The organism is Limosilactobacillus gorillae (assembly GCF_001293735.1).
Lineage (GTDB): Bacteria > Bacillota > Bacilli > Lactobacillales > Lactobacillaceae > Limosilactobacillus > Limosilactobacillus gorillae.
The window spans coordinates 1-22325 of sequence record NZ_BCAH01000007.1 but is presented as its reverse complement, the minus strand read 5'-3'; the positions used below and the strand labels follow the sequence as shown (position 1 = coordinate 22325).

19 protein-coding genes and 1 pseudogene are annotated in these 22325 nt (G+C 49.5%); 7 read left to right on the top strand and 13 right to left on the bottom strand.

Going from position 1 to position 22325, the window contains the following annotated elements; translation table 11 throughout:
- Positions 1-108 precede the first annotated feature (108 nt).
- Positions 109-1584, top strand: a complete 1476-nt coding sequence (locus AOQ57_RS01160) for a sucrose-6-phosphate hydrolase (protein WP_093624392.1) — start codon at positions 109-111, stop codon at positions 1582-1584.
- 87 nt (positions 1585-1671) lie between these two features.
- On the opposite strand, the gene AOQ57_RS01155 is transcribed toward AOQ57_RS01160, so the two are convergent.
- From AOQ57_RS01155 to AOQ57_RS01145, 3 genes are all read right to left on the bottom strand, one after another.
- Entirely contained in the window at positions 1672-2271 is a 600-nt protein-coding gene (locus AOQ57_RS01155) for an NAD(P)H-binding protein (RefSeq protein WP_093624390.1), read from the bottom strand.
- 164 nt (positions 2272-2435) lie between these two features.
- Complete coding sequence (locus AOQ57_RS01150) at positions 2436-3344, bottom strand: LysR family transcriptional regulator (protein WP_093624388.1); 909 nt, start codon at positions 3342-3344, stop codon at positions 2436-2438.
- Between the two features lie 26 nt (positions 3345-3370).
- Entirely contained in the window at positions 3371-4249 is an 879-nt protein-coding gene (locus AOQ57_RS01145; RefSeq protein WP_093624386.1) for a PPK2 family polyphosphate kinase, read from the bottom strand.
- 71 nt (positions 4250-4320) lie between these two features.
- On the opposite strand from AOQ57_RS01145, the gene AOQ57_RS01140 reads away from it, so the two are divergent.
- Positions 4321-4932: a hypothetical protein gene (locus AOQ57_RS01140; protein WP_093624384.1), complete on the top strand. Its 612-nt coding sequence runs from the start codon at positions 4321-4323 to the stop codon at positions 4930-4932.
- 246 nt (positions 4933-5178) lie between these two features.
- Here AOQ57_RS01140 and yjeM read toward each other — a convergent pair whose 3' ends face one another.
- Positions 5179-6675, bottom strand: a complete 1497-nt coding sequence (gene yjeM / locus AOQ57_RS01135; protein ID WP_093624382.1) for a glutamate/gamma-aminobutyrate family transporter YjeM — start codon at positions 6673-6675, stop codon at positions 5179-5181.
- 334 nt (positions 6676-7009) lie between these two features.
- Here yjeM and AOQ57_RS01130 point away from each other — a divergent pair, with 334 nt between their 5' ends.
- A complete protein-coding gene (locus AOQ57_RS01130) occupies positions 7010-7936 on the top strand; it encodes a serine hydrolase (protein WP_093624380.1) in 927 nt (308 codons plus the stop codon).
- 49 nt (positions 7937-7985) lie between these two features.
- Here AOQ57_RS01130 and AOQ57_RS01125 read toward each other — a convergent pair whose 3' ends face one another.
- From AOQ57_RS01125 to AOQ57_RS01105, 5 genes are all read right to left on the bottom strand, one after another.
- Complete coding sequence (locus AOQ57_RS01125) at positions 7986-9245, bottom strand: D-alanyl-D-alanine carboxypeptidase family protein (RefSeq protein ID WP_093624378.1); 1260 nt, start codon at positions 9243-9245, stop codon at positions 7986-7988.
- A 133-nt stretch (positions 9246-9378) separates the two neighbouring features.
- Entirely contained in the window at positions 9379-9918 is a 540-nt protein-coding gene (locus AOQ57_RS01120) for a hypothetical protein (protein WP_093624376.1), read from the bottom strand.
- Between the two features lie 99 nt (positions 9919-10017).
- Positions 10018-10608: a phosphatase PAP2 family protein gene (locus tag AOQ57_RS01115; RefSeq protein WP_093624374.1), complete on the bottom strand. Its 591-nt coding sequence runs from the start codon at positions 10606-10608 to the stop codon at positions 10018-10020.
- Positions 10609-10684: 76 nt separating this feature from the next.
- Positions 10685-13687: a DUF3427 domain-containing protein gene (locus AOQ57_RS01110; protein ID WP_093624372.1), complete on the bottom strand. Its 3003-nt coding sequence runs from the start codon at positions 13685-13687 to the stop codon at positions 10685-10687.
- A gap of 17 nt (positions 13688-13704) precedes the next feature.
- Complete coding sequence (locus tag AOQ57_RS01105) at positions 13705-14118, bottom strand: (deoxy)nucleoside triphosphate pyrophosphohydrolase (RefSeq protein WP_093624481.1); 414 nt, start codon at positions 14116-14118, stop codon at positions 13705-13707.
- Between the two features lie 262 nt (positions 14119-14380).
- Between AOQ57_RS01105 and AOQ57_RS01100 the strand changes: the two genes are divergently transcribed.
- Positions 14381-15541, top strand: a complete 1161-nt coding sequence (locus tag AOQ57_RS01100; RefSeq protein ID WP_235788982.1) for a helix-turn-helix transcriptional regulator — start codon at positions 14381-14383, stop codon at positions 15539-15541.
- Positions 15542-15606: 65 nt separating this feature from the next.
- Here the strand turns inward: AOQ57_RS01100 and AOQ57_RS01095 are convergent, their stop codons facing one another.
- The 4 genes from AOQ57_RS01095 to tnpA all read right to left on the bottom strand — a co-directional run bounded on the left by AOQ57_RS01095 (position 15607) and on the right by tnpA (position 19321).
- On the bottom strand, positions 15607-16083 hold the full coding sequence (locus tag AOQ57_RS01095; protein WP_093624368.1) for an S-ribosylhomocysteine lyase: 477 nt from the start codon (positions 16081-16083) through the stop codon (positions 15607-15609).
- 61 nt (positions 16084-16144) lie between these two features.
- Positions 16145-17260 carry a 5-methyltetrahydropteroyltriglutamate--homocysteine S-methyltransferase gene (locus AOQ57_RS01090; RefSeq protein ID WP_093624366.1) on the bottom strand — a complete coding sequence of 372 codons (1116 nt, stop codon included), beginning with the start codon at positions 17258-17260 and terminating at the stop codon, positions 16145-16147.
- A 435-nt stretch (positions 17261-17695) separates the two neighbouring features.
- Complete coding sequence (asnA, locus tag AOQ57_RS01085; protein ID WP_093624364.1) at positions 17696-18706, bottom strand: aspartate--ammonia ligase; 1011 nt, start codon at positions 18704-18706, stop codon at positions 17696-17698.
- Between the two features lie 159 nt (positions 18707-18865).
- Positions 18866-19321 (bottom strand): IS200/IS605 family transposase, encoded by a 456-nt coding sequence (gene tnpA, locus AOQ57_RS01080; RefSeq protein ID WP_093624362.1) that lies wholly within the window; start codon positions 19319-19321, stop codon positions 18866-18868.
- 83 nt (positions 19322-19404) lie between these two features.
- On the opposite strand from tnpA, the pseudogene AOQ57_RS01075 reads away from it, so the two are divergent.
- The 3 genes and pseudogenes from AOQ57_RS01075 to AOQ57_RS01065 all read left to right on the top strand — a co-directional run bounded on the left by AOQ57_RS01075 (position 19405) and on the right by AOQ57_RS01065 (position 22166).
- Positions 19405-20743 (top strand): annotated as a pseudogene (locus AOQ57_RS01075) (RNA-guided endonuclease TnpB family protein).
- 285 nt (positions 20744-21028) lie between these two features.
- A complete protein-coding gene (locus tag AOQ57_RS01070) occupies positions 21029-21622 on the top strand; it encodes a glycoside hydrolase family 73 protein (RefSeq protein ID WP_093624360.1) in 594 nt (197 codons plus the stop codon).
- A 22-nt stretch (positions 21623-21644) separates the two neighbouring features.
- Positions 21645-22166, top strand: a complete 522-nt coding sequence (locus tag AOQ57_RS01065) for a GNAT family N-acetyltransferase (protein ID WP_093624358.1) — start codon at positions 21645-21647, stop codon at positions 22164-22166.
- Positions 22167-22325: the final 159 nt, after the last annotated feature.

The window sequence follows — 22325 nt, the reverse complement described above, 5'->3', positions numbered from 1 at the left end:
CGCATCCAAAACGGCGTTGATCATTTTTTGAAAAGCTAATAATCAATTGACAGCGGTTGCGCCCCAACTCTAAAATAAGAGTAATTTTACTAAAGGAGTACTTTTACCATGGAATGGACTCGCCAACAACGTTACCAATCTTACGATCAGTACAGCGCCCAAACCCTCTTGGACCTGCAACGACAGGCCGCAACCGACCCCAAGCAGGTGCGCTACCACTTACACCCTAGCTCGGGGCTTTTGAATGACCCGAATGGTTTTTCCTACTTTAACGGCCTCTGGCACCTCTTCTACCAGTCCTTCCCGTTTGGAGCTACGCACGGGGTTAAGTCCTGGATGCACACCGTCTCCGAGGACCTCGTCCACTGGCGAGACCTCGGCCTTGCCGTTGCCCCAGACACTGAGTTTGATAGCCACGGGGCCTACTCCGGTTCAGCCAAGGCGATTGGCAACCGACTCTTTTTGATGTACACCGGTAACCACCGGACTAAAGACTGGGAACGAATTCCCTACCAGCTTGGCGCATGGATGAACAAAAATGGTCAGGTTGAGAAGCTCGCTCAACCTCTCTTCGTCAACCCGCCCCACTTCACCGAACACTTCCGCGACCCCCAGCTCTTGGAACAAGACGGTCACTACTACGCCCTCTTAGGGGCGCAAAAGACTGATGGCAAGGTCGGGACCTTTGATCTCTGGGAAAGCACCCAGCTAGAAGAGGGCTGGCACGAAGTTGGTGAAGTCAACGTCGGCCAAAGCGACCTGGGCTACATGGTTGAATGTCCCAACTACGTTGATGTCGACGGCCGGGCCGTAATGATTTTCTGCCCTCAGGGCTTGGACCAAGCAACGGCCTCCTACCAAAACATCTACCCAAACATGTACCTGACTGCCGATTCGTTTGATATGACGGCGCCCCAACTGGTTAATCCAGATCCACAAATGACCAACCTGGATGAAGGTTTTGACGTCTATGCCACCCAAGCCTTCAATGCCCCAGACGGTACCGCCTACGCCGTTTCTTGGGTCGGACTACCCGACACCACCTACCCAACCGACGAAAATAACTGGGCCAACGTAATAAGCCAGGTCAAGGAGCTCCACTACAAGAACGGCCACCTCTACCAGACTCCGGTTAAAGCAATGGCCGATCTGCGCCACACTCACCGGGCTACCATGTTTACGGGTACTCCTACCATGATCAAAGAAGACGCCGGCCAGCAATTTGAACTCCAGGTCACGATCGAACAGGATCAAAAGGGCCGCCTACTCTTAGTTGGCGACGAAGCACAAGAACACGGGGTCTTCTTGAACTTTGATACCGAAAACGGTCAGTTGGTGATTGACCGTGCCATGGCCGGCCAGCCAGTTGCTGAAGACCACGGTACCACCCGTATCCTGACCATCCCAGCTCACCAGTCCCTCAAGATTGACCTCTTCGTTGATCACTCCCTAATGGAAATCTTTGTCAACGACGGTTATCAAGTTGCCACGCTGCGTTACTTTGCTGACCAGTCCCACGGCCAGGTAGCCTTCTTAAGCCCAACCAACGCTACTGGGACCTTATGGCCAATCAAGCCGTGTTAACAAATTAATGCTCAAACAAAAAAGGTGTGATAAAAAAACATCACACCTTTTTTTGTTTGACTTATCCTCGTTTAAAGCGGTCCAGGATTAACTACCGGGGGTGTTGATTCCCAGGCTCTCATTTTCACCCAGTCCTGGTTCAATAATCAGACGCTTAACTAGGTCAGCGATTGAGGCCACTGAGACATCGTGGCCGCCAAAGGGTTGCCCCTTGGTGGTTAGTTCATAGTTCACTGGGCCCCCGGTGAACCAGCCAGGTCGAATCACGGTGTAGGTTAGGCCCGAATTTGCTACAATGTCAGCCGCCCGGCGGTAAGGACGTAAGACCGGTGCCACGGTCCCGTCACCCCCCAAGCGGGCCGGTAACTCACCATAGATTCCCATCGAGGAGATGAAGGCCAGCCGGTGAACCCCCTGGCGTTTCATGGCGTCCACAATTGCCTGAGCGTAAGTTGGTAAATCCCCGTTCAAAGCAGCGAAGACAAAGTCTTGGCCGGCCACCGCCTCGTCCAGAGCCACTGAGTCGGTCACCGATCCATTCAGAACCCGTTCCCGGCCCGGAGTGGGCTTGATCCGGCTGGCGTGGCGGGCAAAGAGGGTTAACTCTACGTCCGTTTCCTTCAGAAGGGTTTGGCGGGCTGCTGATCCCAGCGTCCCGGTTGCCCCAATAATTAAGACCTTCGTCATTTTTTGATCACCTCGTTTAATTTTGTCCATCATACTAGGGGCGCTGGCGAGTTAACAATTCTAATTCTTAATTGGATCAATAAGCAAAAGTGATAAGGAGGCTGCGACAAACTAGTCGCAACCTCCTTATTTATCCACTCCTTTAGCACTACCAACGCACTAACTTAGTCGTCAAGTTTTGCAATTTCACGCTCAAGTGTTTTGGCAAACTCCTCAGTAGCCGGCGTGGTCCGCTCCTGCTGCCAGAAAAGGTAATAATCACGGTGAACCAGGGTTCCCCCGACGCCGCAAAGAGGCACCGCCTTGATCATCGGCAGGTTGATATTGTGGGAACTGATGGCCCCCATCCGGTCAGTAATCATGTAGCCCCGGTTGGCCGCCACCATGACGTGCGCCTCCTCCATCGTTGCAGCAAAGGTAAACTCGCTCTTAATCCCTATCGTTTGTCGGTAATAGTTAGCTTCTTCTTCTTGCTGCTCTTCTGGAGCGATTAGGATACAGGCCAGGTCGGTTAAGTCTGAACGGCCAATCGACTTCTTATTGGACAGTGGGTTGTGGTTAGAGAACAGGACCATCAGATTCGTGGTGGCCAGCTTACGGTTAACGTATTCCTCAGATAGGGCCCGGCGCTGATCAGAGAAGATTAGGTCGACCTTTTCGTCCTTAAGCAGGTTATATAGCTCCTCATGGCTCCCCAGTGTTAGATCGATTTCAATCTTCGGAAAATGCTGGTTGAAGACACTAACGGCCCGAACTAAGTCGAACCCAGTATACTCACGCAGGTAACCCACCGTCAGCTTGGACAGCTGGCGTTGACCGATGGTGCTGGTGGCAGACTCCAGTTGGGATGCCGACTCCAAGAGATCTGGAGCGTGGCGGTAAAGGTATTCTCCCGCTGAAGTAAGAATAAACGAACGGTTACGGCGTTCTAAGAGCTGAACGCCCAGCGAATTTTCCAGGGCCTGAATTTGCTGGGAAATCGCTGACTGCGAAATGTAGGCGGCCGCCGCTGCTTTAGTAAATGAGCGGTTTTCAACGACCTTAATGAAGTAGTCGAGTTGTTTTAAAAGCATAATGACCTCCCCCAATTTCGTTATGGTTAAACTTGGTTACCCTTCTTTAGTTCCTTAAGGGCTTCTTTTAATTCCTTCTTCTCATCCTTGGTGACCAATGGGTACGCCAACGGGAGACGTGAAATCTGGTCAACCAAAGCACTTGCCACAATATAGCGTGAGGTCCACTTATCATCCGATGGAATCACATACCAGGGGCTGTCCTTGGTTGCCGTATTTTGAATCACCTTTTGGTAGGCAGCTTGGTACTGATCCCAATACTGATGTTCACGAATGTCAGCAGCCGAGAATTTCCAGTTCTTATCCGGAATTTCAATCCGGGAAGCAAAGCGAGCGCCCTGCTCTTCTTTGGAAACATGCAAAAAGAACTTTAGGATCTTAAATCCGTTACGGGTCAAGTAGGCTTCGTAATTTCTGAGGTCCTGGTAACGGCCCGTGTAAAAGCTTTCCTTGATATCTTTGACCCTTTCGATGTTGGGCAAGTGTTCACCGACCAGGATCTCCGGGTGAACCCGGGTGATCAAGACGTCTTCGTAATAGGAACGGTTAAAGATCCCGATCTGTCCCCGTTCCGGAAGCTGTTGGTTAATCCGCCAGAGATAATCGTGCAAGATCTCTGTCGAGTTAGGTTGCTTAAAGTTAGCAACCTTAACCCCCACTGGGTTGACCCCGGAAAAGACGTGGGCAATCATACTATCCTTACCGGCGGCGTCCATGGCCTGGAGAATAATGATCACTCCATAAGTCCGTTGGGCGTAGAGAACCTTTTGCAGTTCGCTTAGCCGCTTAGTGCAGTCGCGAACCCGCTTTTTTAATTCCTCAGTGGTAAGGCCCAGGTCAACCCTTGTTGGCGCCTCTTTAATCTCAAATTGATCATCACGATAACGATACTGACGATAGTCCACTCTACTTCCCCCATTCTAAAAAGCTTGTTACACTTACGGTAAACAACAACTATGCTAAAAAGGAGGTCGCCATGTCTGAACAACCATCCCCCACATCGTGGCAAACCACTATTCAACGTCAGGTCGAAAATAATCTCCCCCGGGATTTTACCCTGCTAACCTGCCATCAGTCGCGGGGAAGCGAGAGCTTGTACTTCACCCTCCTAAAGGATGGTACCGTTTTCAATCTCCGTTTATCTTACCATCCTAACGCCCACCCAGCGAACGATCTGATCGAGTTCAACTTGCGATCCTTTGAAGGTAAGCGGGCACTCACCTCAGCACTTAACAAGGCCCTTCTAGTCCCTGGTGCTGGTTATCGATTAACCTACCACGACTTTGTGGCCCTGGCCCTCGTTGAAAAGCTTAGCCAAAGTGACGGAATTTACCTGGTTGGCCAAGAGCACCTGCTCTGTGCTACGGCCACACCACTTCCCCCGCTTTTAGAAACCACCCTACTAGCTCAACGAGCGCATAAGTGGTTACTAACCCGCTTTCGTGACGGTCAGCTCCTCTTATCCCACACGGGAGCAGCCCTGTTAGAAGCCTACTGGGACGTTGCTGATACCTTCATCGATGAAGACATCTGGGATGACAACCCCCGGATCGAAAGTCCCGCTGAAATGATTGCTCATTTTGCCTGATCATCGTTTATCAAGTTATTATTACGATCAACATCACCATACTTAGTGTGACGACGTGCCTGTCCGTTACGGATATAATCATCTTCGGATGCGAAAATCTGTAGTATCGATATCAGGGTTTCTCGTAACCGTTGCTTGCCCCATTTCCATTTAACCATTGATCGCTCTTCCTTTCTATTCGCTTATCTTATTTGAACAAATTTGACAGTAAACAAAAGCTCCCGCACTAAAACGGGAGCTACTTTTTTAGTCTAAGACGTGCATTCGTTCAGCACGGTTGTAGAAGATCCAGGCCACGACACCAAAGAAAACTGGCCCAAAGGCGGTCCAAAAGGCCGTTACCCAATCGCCCTCTAAGAGCGGCTGAACACAGGTAAAGACAATCCCCACGGCGATCACGAGCCAAACTATTGCCGTGACCACCCAGGTGGTAGTCATACTCTTGTAAAAGACGAAGGGACGATCGAGACCCTTTTTCATTTTGAAAAAGGGGAACGCCCCGATTAAGAACAAGTACGGTGCCGATGATGAAACATTCATCATGTCGGTCAGGATCGTGTAGAAAGAGGCTGCCGTGCTCCCCCCAAAGGTGATGAAGAAGACGATCACGGAAACCACAATCATCTGCATCCACATGGCAAAGGCCGGCATCCGGTACTTATTTAAACTGGTCAGTTTTTTAGGCAACAGGCGCGGGTCGCACCCTTCAACGAAGGACTTGATCGGTGAGTAAGTCATAACAAAGGCGGCCCCTAGCCCCCCGAAGACGTCGGACAAGGCGGTAATCTGTGAAAAAACCCGACCAAGGGTAAGTGAAGCGGCATGGCTGAGTCCGAGGTGGTGCCCAAAGACTAAGCCCATGTTATTGATCAAGACATACTCGACATTGGCCAGGTCGACGTTTTTCTTTCCTAGCACCGCATGCCAGTTGGTGGTAACCCCACACATAAAAATGGCAATGATGTACAGCATAGTCATGATCACCATCCCGATGATTAAGGCCTTAGGGAAGGTCCTTTCCGGCTTATGAACCGAATCAATCACCCCGGCCATCGTTTCTAGGCCCCCGTAAGCAAAGAGAGCGTAGACGATGAAGGAAATAACGGCGATCGGCGTCACAAAGGCGCTATTGGGCGACCGGACAAAGTTGACCGCCGTTACCGGTTCGGCCGTGGCTCCGTGATCCATGATCCAGATCACCAGCGAAGCCAGAATAAAGACGGCCGCGATCCCCAGGGTGAAGACCCCACAGATTGAGGTTACCTTGGCAATCTTATCAATTCCACGACTAGCTAAGTATGTAACAACGGCTAAAAAGGCAATTTCCATGATCCCTAAGGTCTGGTTGGCCCCCAGCCCAAAGAGGTGCCAGGTCTGAGTCTTGTCGCTACCGAAGAGCAGGGTTGAACAGGACACCAAAAAATACTGGGTGGAAGATACCAGCCAGACCACCCAGGCAGCTAGCCAGATAAAGGTCCCGATGAAGGCCGGTTTTTCACCGACCGACCCCCGCATCCAAGAGAAAATCCCACCCCGGGCGGCCTTAAAGGAGGCCCCATATTCAGCAAACATCATTGCCGACGGGAGAAAGAATAGGATGGCGGTTACGATATACCAGATCATACTTGCGTAGCCCATTTGATAGTAGGCTGTCAGCGAGTTACTAAAACCAAAAATTGACGAAAAGATCATCAGTACCAAACTGGCAGTCCTGATTTCCTTATCTGAACGTTGTTCGTCCATTGGATTTTCATCCCCTAAATTAAAATTAACCTTAATTATACCCCTTTATCCCCCCTTTCTGTAAAATCCTTAGATCTTTCCTAGTAATCTCTTTAAATAAATTAGCAGCGCCCCGCCTTTATTCATCGCCGTAGCAGCATAAATTCGCCTTTTTTCAAAACCATCACCGCAATTTTAAGTAAATGTGATATACTACTAAGGACGTTCCAGATTTTCAACACTTCGAGCGGGGGCCTGCGTCGGGTCCCGCTCTTTTTTTGAATTTTTAGACCTTCTTCACACTTTCTGTGTATTATGAAAGATAATGATTTTTTGAGAAAGAAGAATTAGTGCCATGTCACAACGGCCAACTCGGCAACGCCGTTCTGAGGTTCGTCCAGCGCGCTCCCGTCTGATCCCCCGCCTGGTGAGCTTTTTGTTCATTTTTGTGGCGGTGGTGATGATCATCGCTATGGTCAACGGGAACGGCTCCAACGACAACAAACAGTCGACAAACCCCCTTACCACTATGAAAAGACAATTTTTTGGTGATCAAATCGGCGATCGCCTTCAACAAGCGTGGCAAAAGCAGCTCAGCGGTACGGATCAAAACGTATCAATTGCCATCTACTCTCCAGTAACTGGACAGACCTACCGCCTAACAAGGGCAAGCCACGGTCATAAGTTTCACACCGCCTCCACAGTCAAGGTGGGGGTAATGGCAGCTCTTTTGTTAGACAACAATGGGCAGCTAAACGATACTGAAAATTCCCTGGCCCAAACAATGATTGAAAACTCCAATAACGACGCCACTAGCACCCTTTTTGACGATTACATTGGGGGCCAATCCGGCCTGCAAGACGTCTATAACCGCGTTGGCATGGACCACACCAAGGTCAATCAAGCATGGGGGCTGACCACCACCACTGCTTCCGACCAGGTCAAGTTGCTCAACAACATCTTTTACAAGTCTAACCTACTAACTCCCGATGAACGCCAGCAAATCTACTCTTTGATGGACAACGTCGAGGAAGATCAGTCCTGGGGGACATCGGCCGGGGCCGCTTCCTACCAGCTTAAAAATGGCTGGCTCTTCTACGGCAGTGACCAATGGATCGTCAACTCAATTGGCCACGTGACCCTAAAGAACGGTGTCGACTACACGATCGCCATTTACACCGATGGCTCCTCTTCCATGAACGAGGGGGAAACCCTGATCGAAAACCTAGCCAAGGCGACCGCCAAGGTAATGAAGAATGCCAACCTAACCAATAACAACTAAATTAATGAAAAAGACCAGGCTTGCCAGAAATGGCATTGCCTGGTCTTTTCTAAAACCAACTTCCCTTTTCTTTTTCAATTGTCTTGGTGGCATACACCGGCAAGTCAACGTTTTCGGCACCTAACTGGCCCGCAACGTGAACCCGCAGGACCCCTACCCGTTCACCCTTTTTAACCGGGGCGCGGAGCTTGTGGCCACCAATCGTACGCTTGTTTTTATCCAAAATTAATTCAACGTCAGCATGCTTTAAATTGACGTTCTTACCTAGCCATAGAGTGACCGGCTTCTTGATGGTTAGCGGTACCGTCTTAACACCCTTACCCTTGGCGTGGGTGACGATGACCGATTGAACACCCTTCTTAAAATCGCTAAGCTTGTTTACACTTAGGTAGTGCTCCTTGTCTAAAACCAGCCCCAACATCGCGTCGGTAACCTTAAACTGGTTGTTATATTCGCCCGGCACCTTTAAGACAACTGTAATTAGGCGCCGGCCGTTGAAAATCCCAGTGCCGACAAAACAATTCCCCGCTGAATCGGTCATCCCGGTCTTTAAACCTTCAACTTCCCCATGGGTTGAGGCAGCCGCGTTTTGAGGCAGCATGGAATTGATATTGACCATTTGATACTGCTGGTTTTCTGAAACCTGAAAGTTAACAAACTTCTGCTTGGTAATCTCCAAGACGCTCGGGTACTTATCAATCAAGTACCGGGCAATCTTAGCCACATCCTCAGCTGACAGCTGATTTTCTGCCTCCTTAGAAACACCCTTTAATCGCTGGGCACCCAAGTCACCATTAGCCAGGCCGATCATGTTGTAGATCTTAGCGTCGGTAACCCCGGCCTCCCTGGCCACGGCTTGCATCTTCTTATTAAAGGCCGCCGTCGAGCCGGCCGAAGCAAAAGCTAATGCCTCGGCCGACCCATCGGCTGAAACGATCATCATCGATTCAACCAGTGACTGAACGGTGTACGATTCCCCCTCATTTAGCGGAACGTTAGAGAAGTGCCAGTCGTTAGCAACTTTAGCAACGTCCTTTGAAATCGTGATCTTCTGGTCCCACTTAAGTTTTCCCTGGGCAATATCTTGTTCGATTACTGCTAGGGTCAGAATCTTAATCACTGAGGCAATCGGGTACCGCTTAGTGGCATTTTGGGCGTACAGCACCTGACCGGTTTCGGCATCGATCGTAATCGCTGCTCTGGCATCAACAGTTTCACTGGCAGAAGTAACGATGCTTGTCATTGACATACTAGTTAGGGTTAAGATCACCACCAATAGGTGAGCCATCACCCGGCGAAGTTTTTTCATGATTGTTACACTCAATCCTTTTTTAGACATAAAAAACGGTAACGTTACCGCTACCGTTCTCTATATTAGCGAATCCAATCTGCTAATAGTTATTTTATTGAAAACTGTTAATAAAATGTAATCTATTTGTGAACTAAGCCTGTGGCTCCTGGTTCGGGAAATGCATGGCTACTGGCCGTCCCGGTTGGCCTGGCTGACTACGACGGCTAACCATCTTCTTTTGCATCTCGCGAATTGATTCCTCACGAATTTGCTCGGCCTGCTTCTTTAAATCGGTATCACTCCCCGATTCGTAAACCGAGAACTGGCCAACGATCTGAATATCAATTAACTCCAGCTCGTTAGGCACCAAAAACTCGCTCTTGAGCAGGCTGGCCAGGTACTTGGTCGCGTCCGACAGGTCCTCTAAGCGCCCAAAGCTGTCGCCGTAGTGCTTCATCTTGGCTTCCTTTTCGGTATGCCACTGGTAGTACTCGTTGAATTGGTCAACGACGTGGTTTAGCGTGCGGCGGTATTCACGCCGAAACTGCGGAATCCCCTGCAGGTTTTCGGAAATGAACTTTTCCTTAGCGATAAATTCCATGTTAAAGCCAGAGGGGTTCTGTCGCTGGTCTTCGGCCGTCTCCCCCTCCAACTTAGGAGTAATATGGAACTGAATTAAGCGTGCGTCCATTCTTTCACCTCGTTTTGTTGTTACTACTAATTTTATATTAATTCCCTAGTACTGACAAGCGAAAGAGGGTGCGCCCCGCCTTCGTTGCGCAACAGCGAACTAGTCAAAGATTAGCTGGTAGAGTACGGTACTGATTATAAACCAGGCTCCGGTAAAGAGGATCGTCCCGCCAACGTCGCTGACGTGGTGAGCCCGTAAAAAAAGGCGGGATCCGGCGACTAACAACCAAGCCACCCCACCGATAATCATCACCGGCCACGTTGGCCATAGTTCAACAACTATTAGGTACAGGATAGTACTACCCAATACGTGGCCACTGGGAAAGGAGTAGCCATTATCGTGTTCCAGGTGGTCCCCCGGGCGTTCGCGTTTGAGGAGCTTTTTGGTGATGATTCCCAAGATGTTGCCAAACCCTAGTGTCCACAGCACCCACATGGCCAGCTGCTCTTCATGATCGACCAAAAGGGCCCCGGCCATGATCAGAACGTAGGTTACAACTGCCCAGGGTTCGCCAATCCAAGCAACCAGGTTCCAGAAGCGGTTGTGGGGCTGGTGGGCTAAGTGGGTAAAGGCCCAGTCGTCAAAACGGGCTACCAGGCCGTGATGGGCCAGGTCCAGCAAGAGTAACACTAACAAAAGGATTAACCCTGCTACCCAGGCACCCCAGTAAGGGATAACGGTCACGCTCACTAGTCTTCCTCCTTCCAGTACCGGTCTTGGTCGACCTTCATTTTCTTAACAATTTCTTGGTAGTCCATGCTTTCTCCTAGTCAATAAAGGTATGATAACGGTTGTGCTCCACGGGGGTGTCCAACAACAGGTCCATTGCCAGGCGCGGCACGCCCTCTTGTGACTCCTTTTGAATGGTGTTGTTTAAGTAGCGGCAGGTCCCCAGGTAGTAAAATTCGATCTTATCATCGGCCTCCGACTTCTGTACAAACAGCCGTAACTTATAGTCACTACCCATGAATTTTTGAACGTTTTTAGAGGTCAGCTTAATGTCACGGGTATTGGTGTAGTAATGTAAAACATGGTCGTTGATGAAGCGGTTTTCGTAGTTGATCTCCTTACGCACGTTGCTAGCCTTCTTGTAGGTAACAAAGATAATCGCCTCATTTAGGGCCGTTTCGTTCCGGGTGAAGTAGTACCCCGATACGATTTGGGCATTAACGTTTAAGGGGTTATTAATTAAGCGAACAGCATCCTTTCTGGTATAACGCTCACCAACTGTAAAGGGCTCGTTGGCCTGGTAGCGCTTAGCCCGCATCAGCCCAGTTTCAATCGCATCAACCCACAGCCGGTAAAACCAACCGCGGCTGTCCAGATCACGTTTAAGCCGGTTCCCCAGTCGGTAGGTCGCTTCCTTTGGATCATAGTTGACCAGTGCAACGCCCCCATAATCCGCTCGGGTCGGGCTCGCCTTTTCGGCAAAGAACTGCAGATTCAAGACCAGCCGTACTGAGTTAAGGGTTGCTTCATTCACGTAGCACCTTGCCGCCTTTAATGCCGCTACGTAATCGGTCTCTTTTACAACGGGGTTCTTCAACAAGAGTTGCAACAAAATCAATTCGTGTTGGCGCTTGCCGTTCAATAATTCCGTTGAAAGTAGGGACAAGACCCGGTCTTGGTAGTCGCTTAATTCGACTGGTTCCTTCATCTTCACTAGGAACTGATTGTAATTACGGATCGTTCCCGCGGAGACCAGGATCTGAGGGTCGACGGAATCCATCTTTAAAAAGTCGCTGAGCATTGGGATCCTGCCCACCCGACGCTTAATGTTTTGATAAGCCGGCCTTAAACTGGTCATCCCGTCTAACTTAACCTTCTTTAATGATGCATAGATCCGTTCCTTGGCCACCTGGTCAAAGGCGATGGTTGAAAGGCCGACGGTTGGTTCGATGTCAACGGTATCGCGTGCCTGATCCTTAGAATAGGAATTGTCCCCGGTTAAGGCGATTGGGATCATGTAGTTATTCTTGTAGTTACCAATGAAATCCAGCACCTCAACGTACTCCTTACCGGGGTACTTACGTAAGCCCCGTCCTAGCTGCTGGATGTAAACGATCGCCGACTGGGTGTTCCGTAAAAAGACAACCTGGTTGACACAGGGGATGTCGATCCCCTCATTGAAGATGTCGACCGTAACGATGTACTCGATCTGCCCACTCTCCAGTTCGTGAATGACTTGGCGGCGCCGCGTTCCATCGTCAGCCCCGGACAGGGCCTTTGCCGGGTGACCAGCCGTCGTAAAGGCATTCGCCATCGCCGTTGCTTCAGCCACCGAAGAGCAGAAGACCAGGCCGTGCAAGATCGGACCGGAGTAACCGTAGTAATCCGTCTGAGCCAAGATATAATCGACCCGCTCCTTGCTCGTCAACAGGGCCACGGCCCGTTGCTCTTCTTGACGGGTCTTTTTGGTCCCCTTCTTTTCCTTGTTTCGGTACGCATCCACTTCTTGTTCATCAGCCGTCTTAAATGAGTAATCGGTGATTCCCACGTAATGAAAGGGCGCTAGCATGTTCAACTCCAGGGCCTGCTGGAGGCGAATTTCGTAGGCAACGTTATAGTGAAAGAGATTAAAGATATTGAAATCATCACTTCGCTCTGGGGTTGCCGTCATTCCCAAGAAGAAGTGGGGCTTAAAATAGCCCATTACCTTCTGGTAGCTATCCGCCCCGGCGTGGTGAACCTCATCAATTAAGATGTAGTCAAACGTTCCCGGGTCAAAGCGATGCAAGTGCTCATCCCGCGATAGGGTCTGAACGCTCGCAAACAGGTACTTAGCGTCCTTGTCCCGCACGTCTCCCGTGTAAAGACCATAGGCGGCCGGATTACCACCCAGGATGTTTTGAAAACTCCGGCATGCCTTTTGCAGGATCTGTTCCCGGTGTGCCAAAAATAGCATCCGCTTGGGCTTGACTGCCTGAACATCAAAAGCCCCCAGGTAGGTCTTCCCAGTCCCGGTGGCTGAAACCACCAAGCCCCGATCCTTACCGGCAATGCGCAGGGCCGCAATTTCGGTCAGGGCTGCCTTTTGCATCTGGTTGGGTTTAATTTGCTGGCTATCCTTTTGGGGACCTTCTGGTGTAACGTAGTCGTGGACCACCCGGTGAGCCTGATGGTCGGCCTGGTAGGATTTTCGGTAGTCCTCCAACCACCCCTCATCGAGTAGACGGGCCTCTCTCCACTCAGCTTCAAAATTGTGATTGATTTGATTGATGATCTCTCCGTTGTTAAGGGAATTGATCTTCAGACTCCACTCGTAATTTTGGTTCTTCATCAGGGCACTAGCAGTCAAATTTGCACTCCCAATAATTGCCGTTTGATAATCACGGTGCTTAAAGAGGTACCCCTTCTGGTGAAAGCCCCGAACAGTGGCAATTCGTACCTCCAAGTTCTTGATCTTTAGCAACTCTTTGAACATATCTGGCTGATTAAACTGCTGATACGTGGAGGTTAAAAGCCGCCCTCGAACGCCACGAGCCGCTAGACTCCTAAAGAGTGGCTTGAGGTTAGAAACCATCACGTCGGTCACAAAGGCCACTGCAAAGGCGAATTCCTCAGCGTCATTTAGTTCCGAGCGTAGTTGGTCCCAGATCTGGTTATTGAATTGATTCGTCAGTAACTTGGGGCCAAAGTCACCAATTGGTTGAAAGTTCTCCTGATCAACATAACCGTGGAGCAGGGAGGCACTCATTTCCTCGGCAAGCGTCCCCTGTGCTTCACCTAACTGGGTTAACAGCCGGTTGTAATTAACGTCCTTATGCATTTTATTTCCCACTTTGACTAATCTAACTTAGTCAGATCAGTTGCTTCAATTATCCGGGCGATTTCTTGATCGGCAGCAGCCCAATTGAGCTTGGTTAACTGGGCCTGGTCGCACCAAAAGGCTTTTCCATGGGCTACCAAACGTAAGTTATTGGTGAGCAAACGAACGTAGTAGACCGTTAGGTGAACGATGCCGAAGTCATAGTGGTGGTCAATTGCCGGCCCCACCGCCGCGCCGACCACTGCCTGATCTGAAAACTCCTCTTGAATCTCTCGTTTAAGGGCCTGTTGTGGCGTTTCGCCGTCCTGAACCTTGCCACCGGGGAATTCCCACTGGGTCCCCAGGGTCCGGTCATCCCCCCGTTCGGTTGCCAATACCTGGTTTTGATCATTAATGATCGCCGCCCCAACCACGTTAATCTCTTTTTTCATTTTGATCTCCCGTTTTTCTTCAGCATTGCAAATCCAACGTACCATCAATCTGATAATTAATTCGTGACCACTTACCTTTTCCAACTATACTATAATTCCAGTCCTATTATTAACATAATCTTGTGTTGAAAAGGAAGAATTGGGCTGTAGCATCAAATAAGTAAGGGCGTTTTAGTGTTAATTAAAAACGGCCCCAAAGCTCATCCGAGCCCCAGGCCGTTTTTCCCACCGTAACCAGAGTTTAAATGAGCTCCTCCCGAAAGTGGTAGCATCAAGTCGAACCCCCATCCGACTTGATATCTTTATTATGGCAGACACCTCCGACGTATATTGTCGTTCTCCTAAAAAAGTGCTAAAATTTCTGAAAAAAGGACGTGAGCCTATCAACAACCGTCAAGCAGCCATCATCTTGACCCTGCTGACCCAGGGCCAGATCAGTAAAAACCAGCTCCAAAAAGAATACAATACCACTGCCAAAACGATCGAGCGCGATATAGTTAGCGTCGGTAACCTACTCAGCGACTACCTTGGCCTTGAGGTGGTACACAAAAAGGTAGTCACCGACGACAAGAAGCGCGATGTTCTCTACCAGGTCGACGCTACCAAGGGCCCCTTTTTAACCCAGCGCGAGGTATTTGTTGTCACTAAGCTGCTCTTGGCCAGCCGCTCCTTTGACCCCACCGTGGTTGAGAAATTAATCACCAAACTCACCCGGCCCCTGAAACAGCTTCGCCTGGACCAAAATGGTTCCAGCGCAATTAATGCCTTATTAAAGGGAGAGCGCCAATACTACCAGGCGGTTGCCCGGCCAACCAAGTTGACGGTCCTAGACGCGATGATCAACGCTGTTTATGCCCATAAGAAGGTGATCGTCCGCTACCAAAAGAGTAATGGTGAGATCGACAATAACTACCTCTTCACCCCCCTCAGCATCGAACACTTCGATTACTACTGGTACGTGCGCGGCTATAAGGAAGATAATGAAGCCTCGACCCGAATCCTACGCTGTGACCGGGTCTTGGATATTAAGATTAGCGAAGACGCCACTAAACACGACTTGGAGGGGATCGAGGCCGACCGTAACACCGTAATTGGCATGTTCAAGGGTCAGGACCACCAGACCCAAACGTTGATCGTTAAGGCCGACTACAAGGCTGCTGATTTAACCATCGATCGCTTAAATGCCAGGGTGGTCGCCTACTACGATGGTGACCAGGAAGTCCCCACCACCGCACTCAGTGAAGTTCCCATTGGTAAGCCCGTCAAACTGATTACCCGGCTAATGGCAGGAGCTGGGCTCTACTTAATTCTCGGCCTGTCCGGTGTTGAAGTCCTTGCCCCAGCTAGCCTACGCCAACAGATCAAAGCTGAGTTGGCCCAGGCCCTGGACCGCTACCAGGATGATGAAAAACCTTCCAATTAGTCAAAGGGACTGTGACAAAAAATTGTCACAGTCCCTTTTAGTATTCATCATAATTAGGGCGATACCTAGTCAACCACGTGGCGTTCAAATGGTTGATCGGAAATCCCCTCAGCCAAGATCTTCTTAGACCATTCTTTAGCAGAGAAGAGTGAATGATCGCGGTAGTTACCGCAGCTTTCAATCGTCGTTCCCTGGACGTCCTTCCACTCGATGTGGTAGGCAATTTCTTCCAAGGCAGATTTAAGAGCCTTGGCCACGTCGGTCGTGGAATGTTCCCCCCACGTAATCAGGTGGAAGCCGGTCCGACAACCAAATGGCGAGCAGTCGATTACCCCAGTCAGGCGGTCCCGTAACAGGCCCGCTAACAGGTGCTCAATCGTGTGCAGACCAGCGGTTGGGATTGCGTTTTCGTTCGGTTGTACCAGCCGCAGGTCGTAGTTCGCGATCTTATCGCCCTTGGGTCCTTCTTCAACCGTGATCAAGCGGACGTAAGGGGCCTTTACTTTTGTGTGATCAAGCGTAAAACTTTCAACCTCTGCCATTGTCATCTTCTCCTTTAATTTAAAATTAATTTCTTTCTATTATACAACCTCGGGTCAAGGATTAACCCCAAACCTGCTTAGCCACGGCTATAACCAGCTTGATCTTGGCCCACTGCTGATCCTCAGTCAGCTGGTTTCCCTCTTCTGTTGAGGCAAAGCCGCACTGCGTCGACAGGGCTAAGTCTTCCTTGGCCACGTACCGGCTCGCCTCTTCAATCCGGGCCTTCAAGGACGTTACCGATTCTAATTCCTGGTTCTTAGAAGTTACCAGGCCAAGCACAACTTCCTTTCCGGCTGGCACCTCTGCAAGCGGTTCAAAGCCCCCGGAGCGTTCGTCGTCAAATTCTAGGTAGAAGGCATCAACGTTTTCCTTGGCAAAGACATATTTAGCCACCGGCCCATACCCTCCCTTGGCGGCCCAAGTGGAGTGATAGTTGCCCCGGCAAATGTGGGTAGATACCCGCAAGTCCTTTGGCAGGTCCACCAAGGCAGCATTGTTAATGGCCAGGTACTTTTCGGCTAATTTATCACGGTCAAAGCCGGCCTCGGCCATGCTCTTCCAGAAGTCATCATCGACAACCATTCCCCAGGTACAGTCATCCAGCTTTAGATCGCGACAACCGGCATCGTATAGGGCCAGGATTAAATCGCGGTAGGCCTTGGCGAGGTCTCTAATTAGATCCTCCTCCCTATCGTAAACCGCCTGGAGTTTAGTGATGTTTTCTTCACCCCGGTACAGCTCGGCGTAACACTGAGCCGGCGACGGAATCGACTGACGCGGCGTCAGATTGGTCCCGTCTGTCAGGCTCTTCAGGTACCTAAAGGCCGTCAGGTCCGGGTGCTCGCCGGTAAATTCAATCTTCCCCACAACCTGAGCAGAATCATTCCGGGTTTCCTCGGCGTGGAAAAAGTAGCCATGTTCTTGGGTCGTGTGTTTAATACCCCCAAAGCCCCAGAAGGTGTCTAAGTGCCAATAGGAACGGCGGAACTCACCATCGGTTACCACCTTTAGGCCGGCGTTGGCTTCCTTTTGAACCAGGGCCTTGATCTCTTGATCTTCAATCTTAGCCAGATCAGCAGCCGAAAGCGTACCGGCCACAAATTGTTGCCGGGCAACCTTTAAGGTTTGTGGGCGCAGGAAGGAACCAACGATGTCGTAATGTAATTGTGTAGTCATAGCGAGAACCCCTTTCGTGTGATTAAGTTACCTAGGTTAACAGTTGGAAAAGTCCTGAGCGATGGAATGAAAAAACGTCCCTGAAGCTCGTTAGCTTCAGGGACGTTGCTACGTGTTACCACCCTTAATTTAACCCCCACCTTACGATCGGGGCCCTCAATGGGTACTTAAAATACCCAGACGCGTTATCAGGCGTCACCTGCGGTCCGCTCACCCTGGGGCTAGCGGAACCGAATTGCTCCAAGACCATCTTCAGGACCTTGCCAACGGCGGCTTGCACCTCCCCCACCTCTCTTCAGAAGGCATTGGCCCTTACTCATCTTTTCTCAGCTATTTCTCATTAAATTATCATCATCTTAGTCCCCCCACCGGCATATGTCAACCAGCTTTTTGGGTATTTAAGAGGGTAATATCGAAAATTAATTGTTAATACCCTTACAATAACTGAATCTTAGCCTTAGCACATTCTTCTTTCATCGCTTCCGGCCAGATGGAGGCTTGTACTTCCCCCACGTGAGCCTTACCTAATAAGAGCATGCACAGCCGCGACTGACCGATCCCACCCCCAATCGTGTATGGCATCTTACCAGCCAAGAGATCGCGGTGGAACGGGAGCTCAGCCCGGTCAGTCGCATTGGCCTTTGCCAGCTGTTCGGCCATCGACTGTTCATCGACCCGGATTCCCATACTGGAGACTTCAAGTTTGGTTTGCAACGGTTCATACCAAAAGATAATGTCGCCGTTTAAGGACCAGTCATCGTAGTCTGGTGCGCGGCCGTCGTGAGGTTCTCCAGAACGTTGTAACTTGTCACCGATCTTCATCACAAAGACGCACCCTTGTTCCTTGGCAATCTTATCTTCACGCTCCATCGGCGTAAGGTCCGGCCAGCGATCCTCTAATTCCTGGGTCGTCACAAAGTGGATTTCGTCCGGCAGGTGGTAAACGGCCTGCGGAAACTTGTACCAAACCTCGTGTTCCATGTGTTTGATAACCTTAAAAACCTGGCGAACGGTTGCCCTTAGGGTTTCTTCTGTCCGTTCCTCCTTAGCAATCACCTTTTCCCAGTCCCACTGGTCGACGTAAATCGAATGGAAGTTATCGAGGTCTTCATCCTTACGAATGGCATTCATATTGGTGTAGAGCCCTTCGTGAAGGCCAAAGCCGTACTTCTTTAGGGCAAACCGTTTCCACTTGGCCAGCGAGTGAACAATCTCAATTGTTTCACCAGGCAGATCCTTCATGGTAAAGGAAACTGGGGCCTCAGTCCCGTTTAAGTTATCATTTAACCCGGTGCTTTGCTCAACAAACATTGGCGCCGACATCCGTTGCAAATTCAATTCCTTACCGATCTCATCTTGAAAGGTTTCGCGAATGTAGCGAATCGCCTCTTCAGTTTCACGAATTGACAATTTTGGCTCGTAGTTTGCGGGAATAATCAGTGACATCGTGGTTCCTCCTTTATTCAGCATCACAGTGGGCACTTTTAATTACTCATTAATCATAATTTAATTTTAACGAAGGGGCGCCCCCATTTCAATTAAGTTTTGGGCAGGAAGCCCACGATTTTAATCGGGAGAGGAATGCCCCCGTTAGCGCTGTCGGCGCTACTTTTGCCGCTTTTGTGGAGGCCGACCCGCGTTGCTTTTAGTCGTTCGTTGATTGGCAATGTAGTTTTCGACGACCTCCTTGCTCATATTACCGAGTGTTCCCATGTAGTAACTCCGTGACCATAAGTGACCACCCCAATATGGCTGTTGCCGAATTTCGGGGTGATGACGCAAGAAAATCCGCGCACTGCCGCCTTTGAGTGCCTTGATAACATTAGTTGCCGAGTACTTTGGCTTAAAGCTAATTAACATGTGAACGTGGTCTGGCATGACTTCCATCTTTTCGATGGTGATGTCATGTAGTTCCGCAATGTGGCTGAGAATTTCTTTCATTTCCTTAACTAGGACGGGAGTGGTGAAGGTTGCGTGCCGATACTTGGTCACCCATACGAGATGAAAATGGAAGTTATAGACGTAATCACGCTCGTAAACTGCATCATCTAACTTAACCATTAGGAATCGACCTCCTTTTGATAATAGTATCTTGACAGTTATTTTAGTAGTATAATAGTAATTAGTAAAGAAGGTGAACTGACATGGCTAAACAAACAAATTACCCTTACATAATGGGATTGAAATTGCGCTTATATCCGAACCGTAAGCAGGCGAAAATTCTTTGGAAGAACTTGAACGCTTCGCGTTTCATCTATAATCAACGTTTAGCCAACAGTCGCACTGATAGCTTAATCATCAAGAATAAGCTTGATCAACAGTTTCCGATTCCGGAACAGTATTGGCGTTACAACAAGAGGGCCAAGTGATTAAAAAGAGTACTAAACGGCCGACAGGTTTAGATCGAATTACTACTAAACAATATCCATGGCTTAGCGATGAATACCTTGATAGTGACATGTTCACCAACACGAAGGTTCATTACCAAAACGCATGGAACATGTTTCGCAAGGTTCATTCAGCGGGGATTCCTAAATTTAAGCGAAAAAACCGGCCGGTTCAGTCATACTCAACGTCTAACCACTATTCGACCAAGACGGTTAAGAATAATGGCGGCGTTTTTTCACTCTATAATGGCTCGATCAAGTTCCTTGATGGCAGTCATATCCAGCTCCCAAAAGTTGGCCGCATTAAGGTCAAGTTGCACCGGGCCTTGCCAACCAATCGGTTGGTAAGAATTGCCACCGTAACAATTAAGCACTACGCTACGGGTGATTGGACGGTTTCGTTACTGCTGAAAAGCGATGAACCATTCCACCAAGCCTTGCCGAAAACCAATCAAACGGTTGGCATTGACCTAAATACCGATAACTTCCTAACCACTAGCGAGGCGGCGGTAACGGCTAATCCACGCTACTATTGCACTATCAAGAAACGACTAGCTAAGGCCCAACGAGTATTATCACGCCGAGAACGCCGGGCTAAAAAGGAACATCGTTCCTTACGTAAGAGCCGGAATTACCAAAAGCAACGGGGCTTAGTTGCCAAAATTCACGTTCAAGTTCGTTGTCAACGGCAAAACTTCCTTCATGGCCTCGCAACTACACTTATCAAGAACCACGATTTGGTAGTTGCTGAAAACTTGAAGAGTAAGAACATGCTTCGTAATCATGCCCTCGCTATGAGTATCTCCGATGTTGGCTGGCGTACTTTCCTGAGTATGCTGGAGTACAAAGCCCCTTTATACGGTCGGCTTTTCGTTAAAGTTAATCCAGCCTATACCACCCAAACCAAACTTGTCATGATTGTGGCTTTGTAATGGGCAGTGCCGATACCAAACGGCTTACTTTGCGTGATCGGGAATGGACTTGTCCGGCTTGCCACGTTCACCACATTCGTGACCATAATGCCGCCCAAAACATTCTAACTAAGGGTCAACAATGGCTACAAAGCAGCAAGCACTTAGCCGCCATCTATGGCTAATTCTTTTTGGGGCGTTTGGCAACTTGCGTCCTTTGCCAAGCGTGAGCTTGGTATAAATGGCCTAGTTTTAGCTCGTAAGTCAGCGATTCTTCCGAAACTAGTTTGCTAGTCGAGAAGAATCGCTGCAAGGCCTTATCTAGGCAAATTGCAGCTAGTAACCCATTCGATGATGAATCAGTGGGTGAAGCCTACAAGCCCCCGAATCTCATTCGGGGGTAGTTGACTGGTCCTTTCTAGTTACTGTTTACCTCGGTACTTGCTATAATGGGCTAAGATTTAGAAAGGATGATGTTTGTGAAAAAGACTGACGACGTAATCACTATCATAGCTGGCCTAATCGTCAGCCTTCTGGTTGTAATTGGCGTCGGGATTGGGGCCGCCTACTACCACCAAACCACCCTAACCGAGACCCACTCACCCAAAATCACCACCAAGCAGTTTATTAAGGAGATTGCTCCGGCCGCCCAGCAAGTAGAAAAGAAGTACGGGATCCCCGCTTCGATCATCATCGCGCAGGCCGGGACCGAATCCAACTGGGGCCGGGCCAAACTAGCCTATAAATATAACAATCTGTTTGGTATCAAGGCTAGCACCAAGAACCGGGTTAAGATGTACACCAAAGAAACCTTAAACGGGAAGACCGTTACCATTAAGCAGTACTTTCAGGTCTACCCCTCCTGGAAGGCTTCGATTCAAGCCCACACCAGGCTGATTTTAAACGGGACCACCGATAACCCCAATCGCTACAAGGGCATGATTACCAAGTCGTACACCCAGGCCGCCTGGGCCCTGCAAAATAACGGCTACGCCACTGACCCCAATTACGCCAATGAATTAATCTACGCGATTCAAAAGTTTCACCTTGCTCAGTATGACTAAACAAATAGAAAGGAGACTGTCTATGCAGCCTAATTTAACCATTACTCCAGCCCAAAGCGAGGATGGCTCAGCAATCCTTACGATCATCGACCACGCTAAGGCTTTCTTAAAGGCAGCGGGGTCCTCGCAGTGGCAATCCGGCTACCCTAACGCCACTACAATCACCACCGACATCACCAACAAGGCCGGCTGGGTCTTAAAGGTCGATGGCCAAGTAGCTGGCTACGCGGCCGTCATTGTCGGCATCGACCCCAATTACCAATCCATTGACGGGGCCTGGCAAAATGATACCGCCCCTTACGCCACCATCCATCGAATTGCCGTTTCCAACCAGTACCGTGGTCAACACCTTGGATTGCACTTCTTTGAACTGATTATTAACCATTTCTTAGCGGAAGGAATTCGTAATTTCCGGGTCGATACCTTTAAACTCAACCGACCAATGCAACACATCGCCAAAAGCGCCGGCTTTGCGTACCGGGGAGTCATTGAAGTCGAGGATCCTATTGACCCAACTCGGTTAGCCTTTGAACTAAATAAGTAATCATTTAAGTGGGGATGTAACAGAAATCCGTAATTTCATCGATATATTATGGGCTGGATACCCGTCACTTTAGTGATGGGAGGAAAGCCCCCACTCAAGCACCTACGGTGCTTCTTTTTTGACCTTTTCCCTTTTTTCACATCTAAATATGATATAATA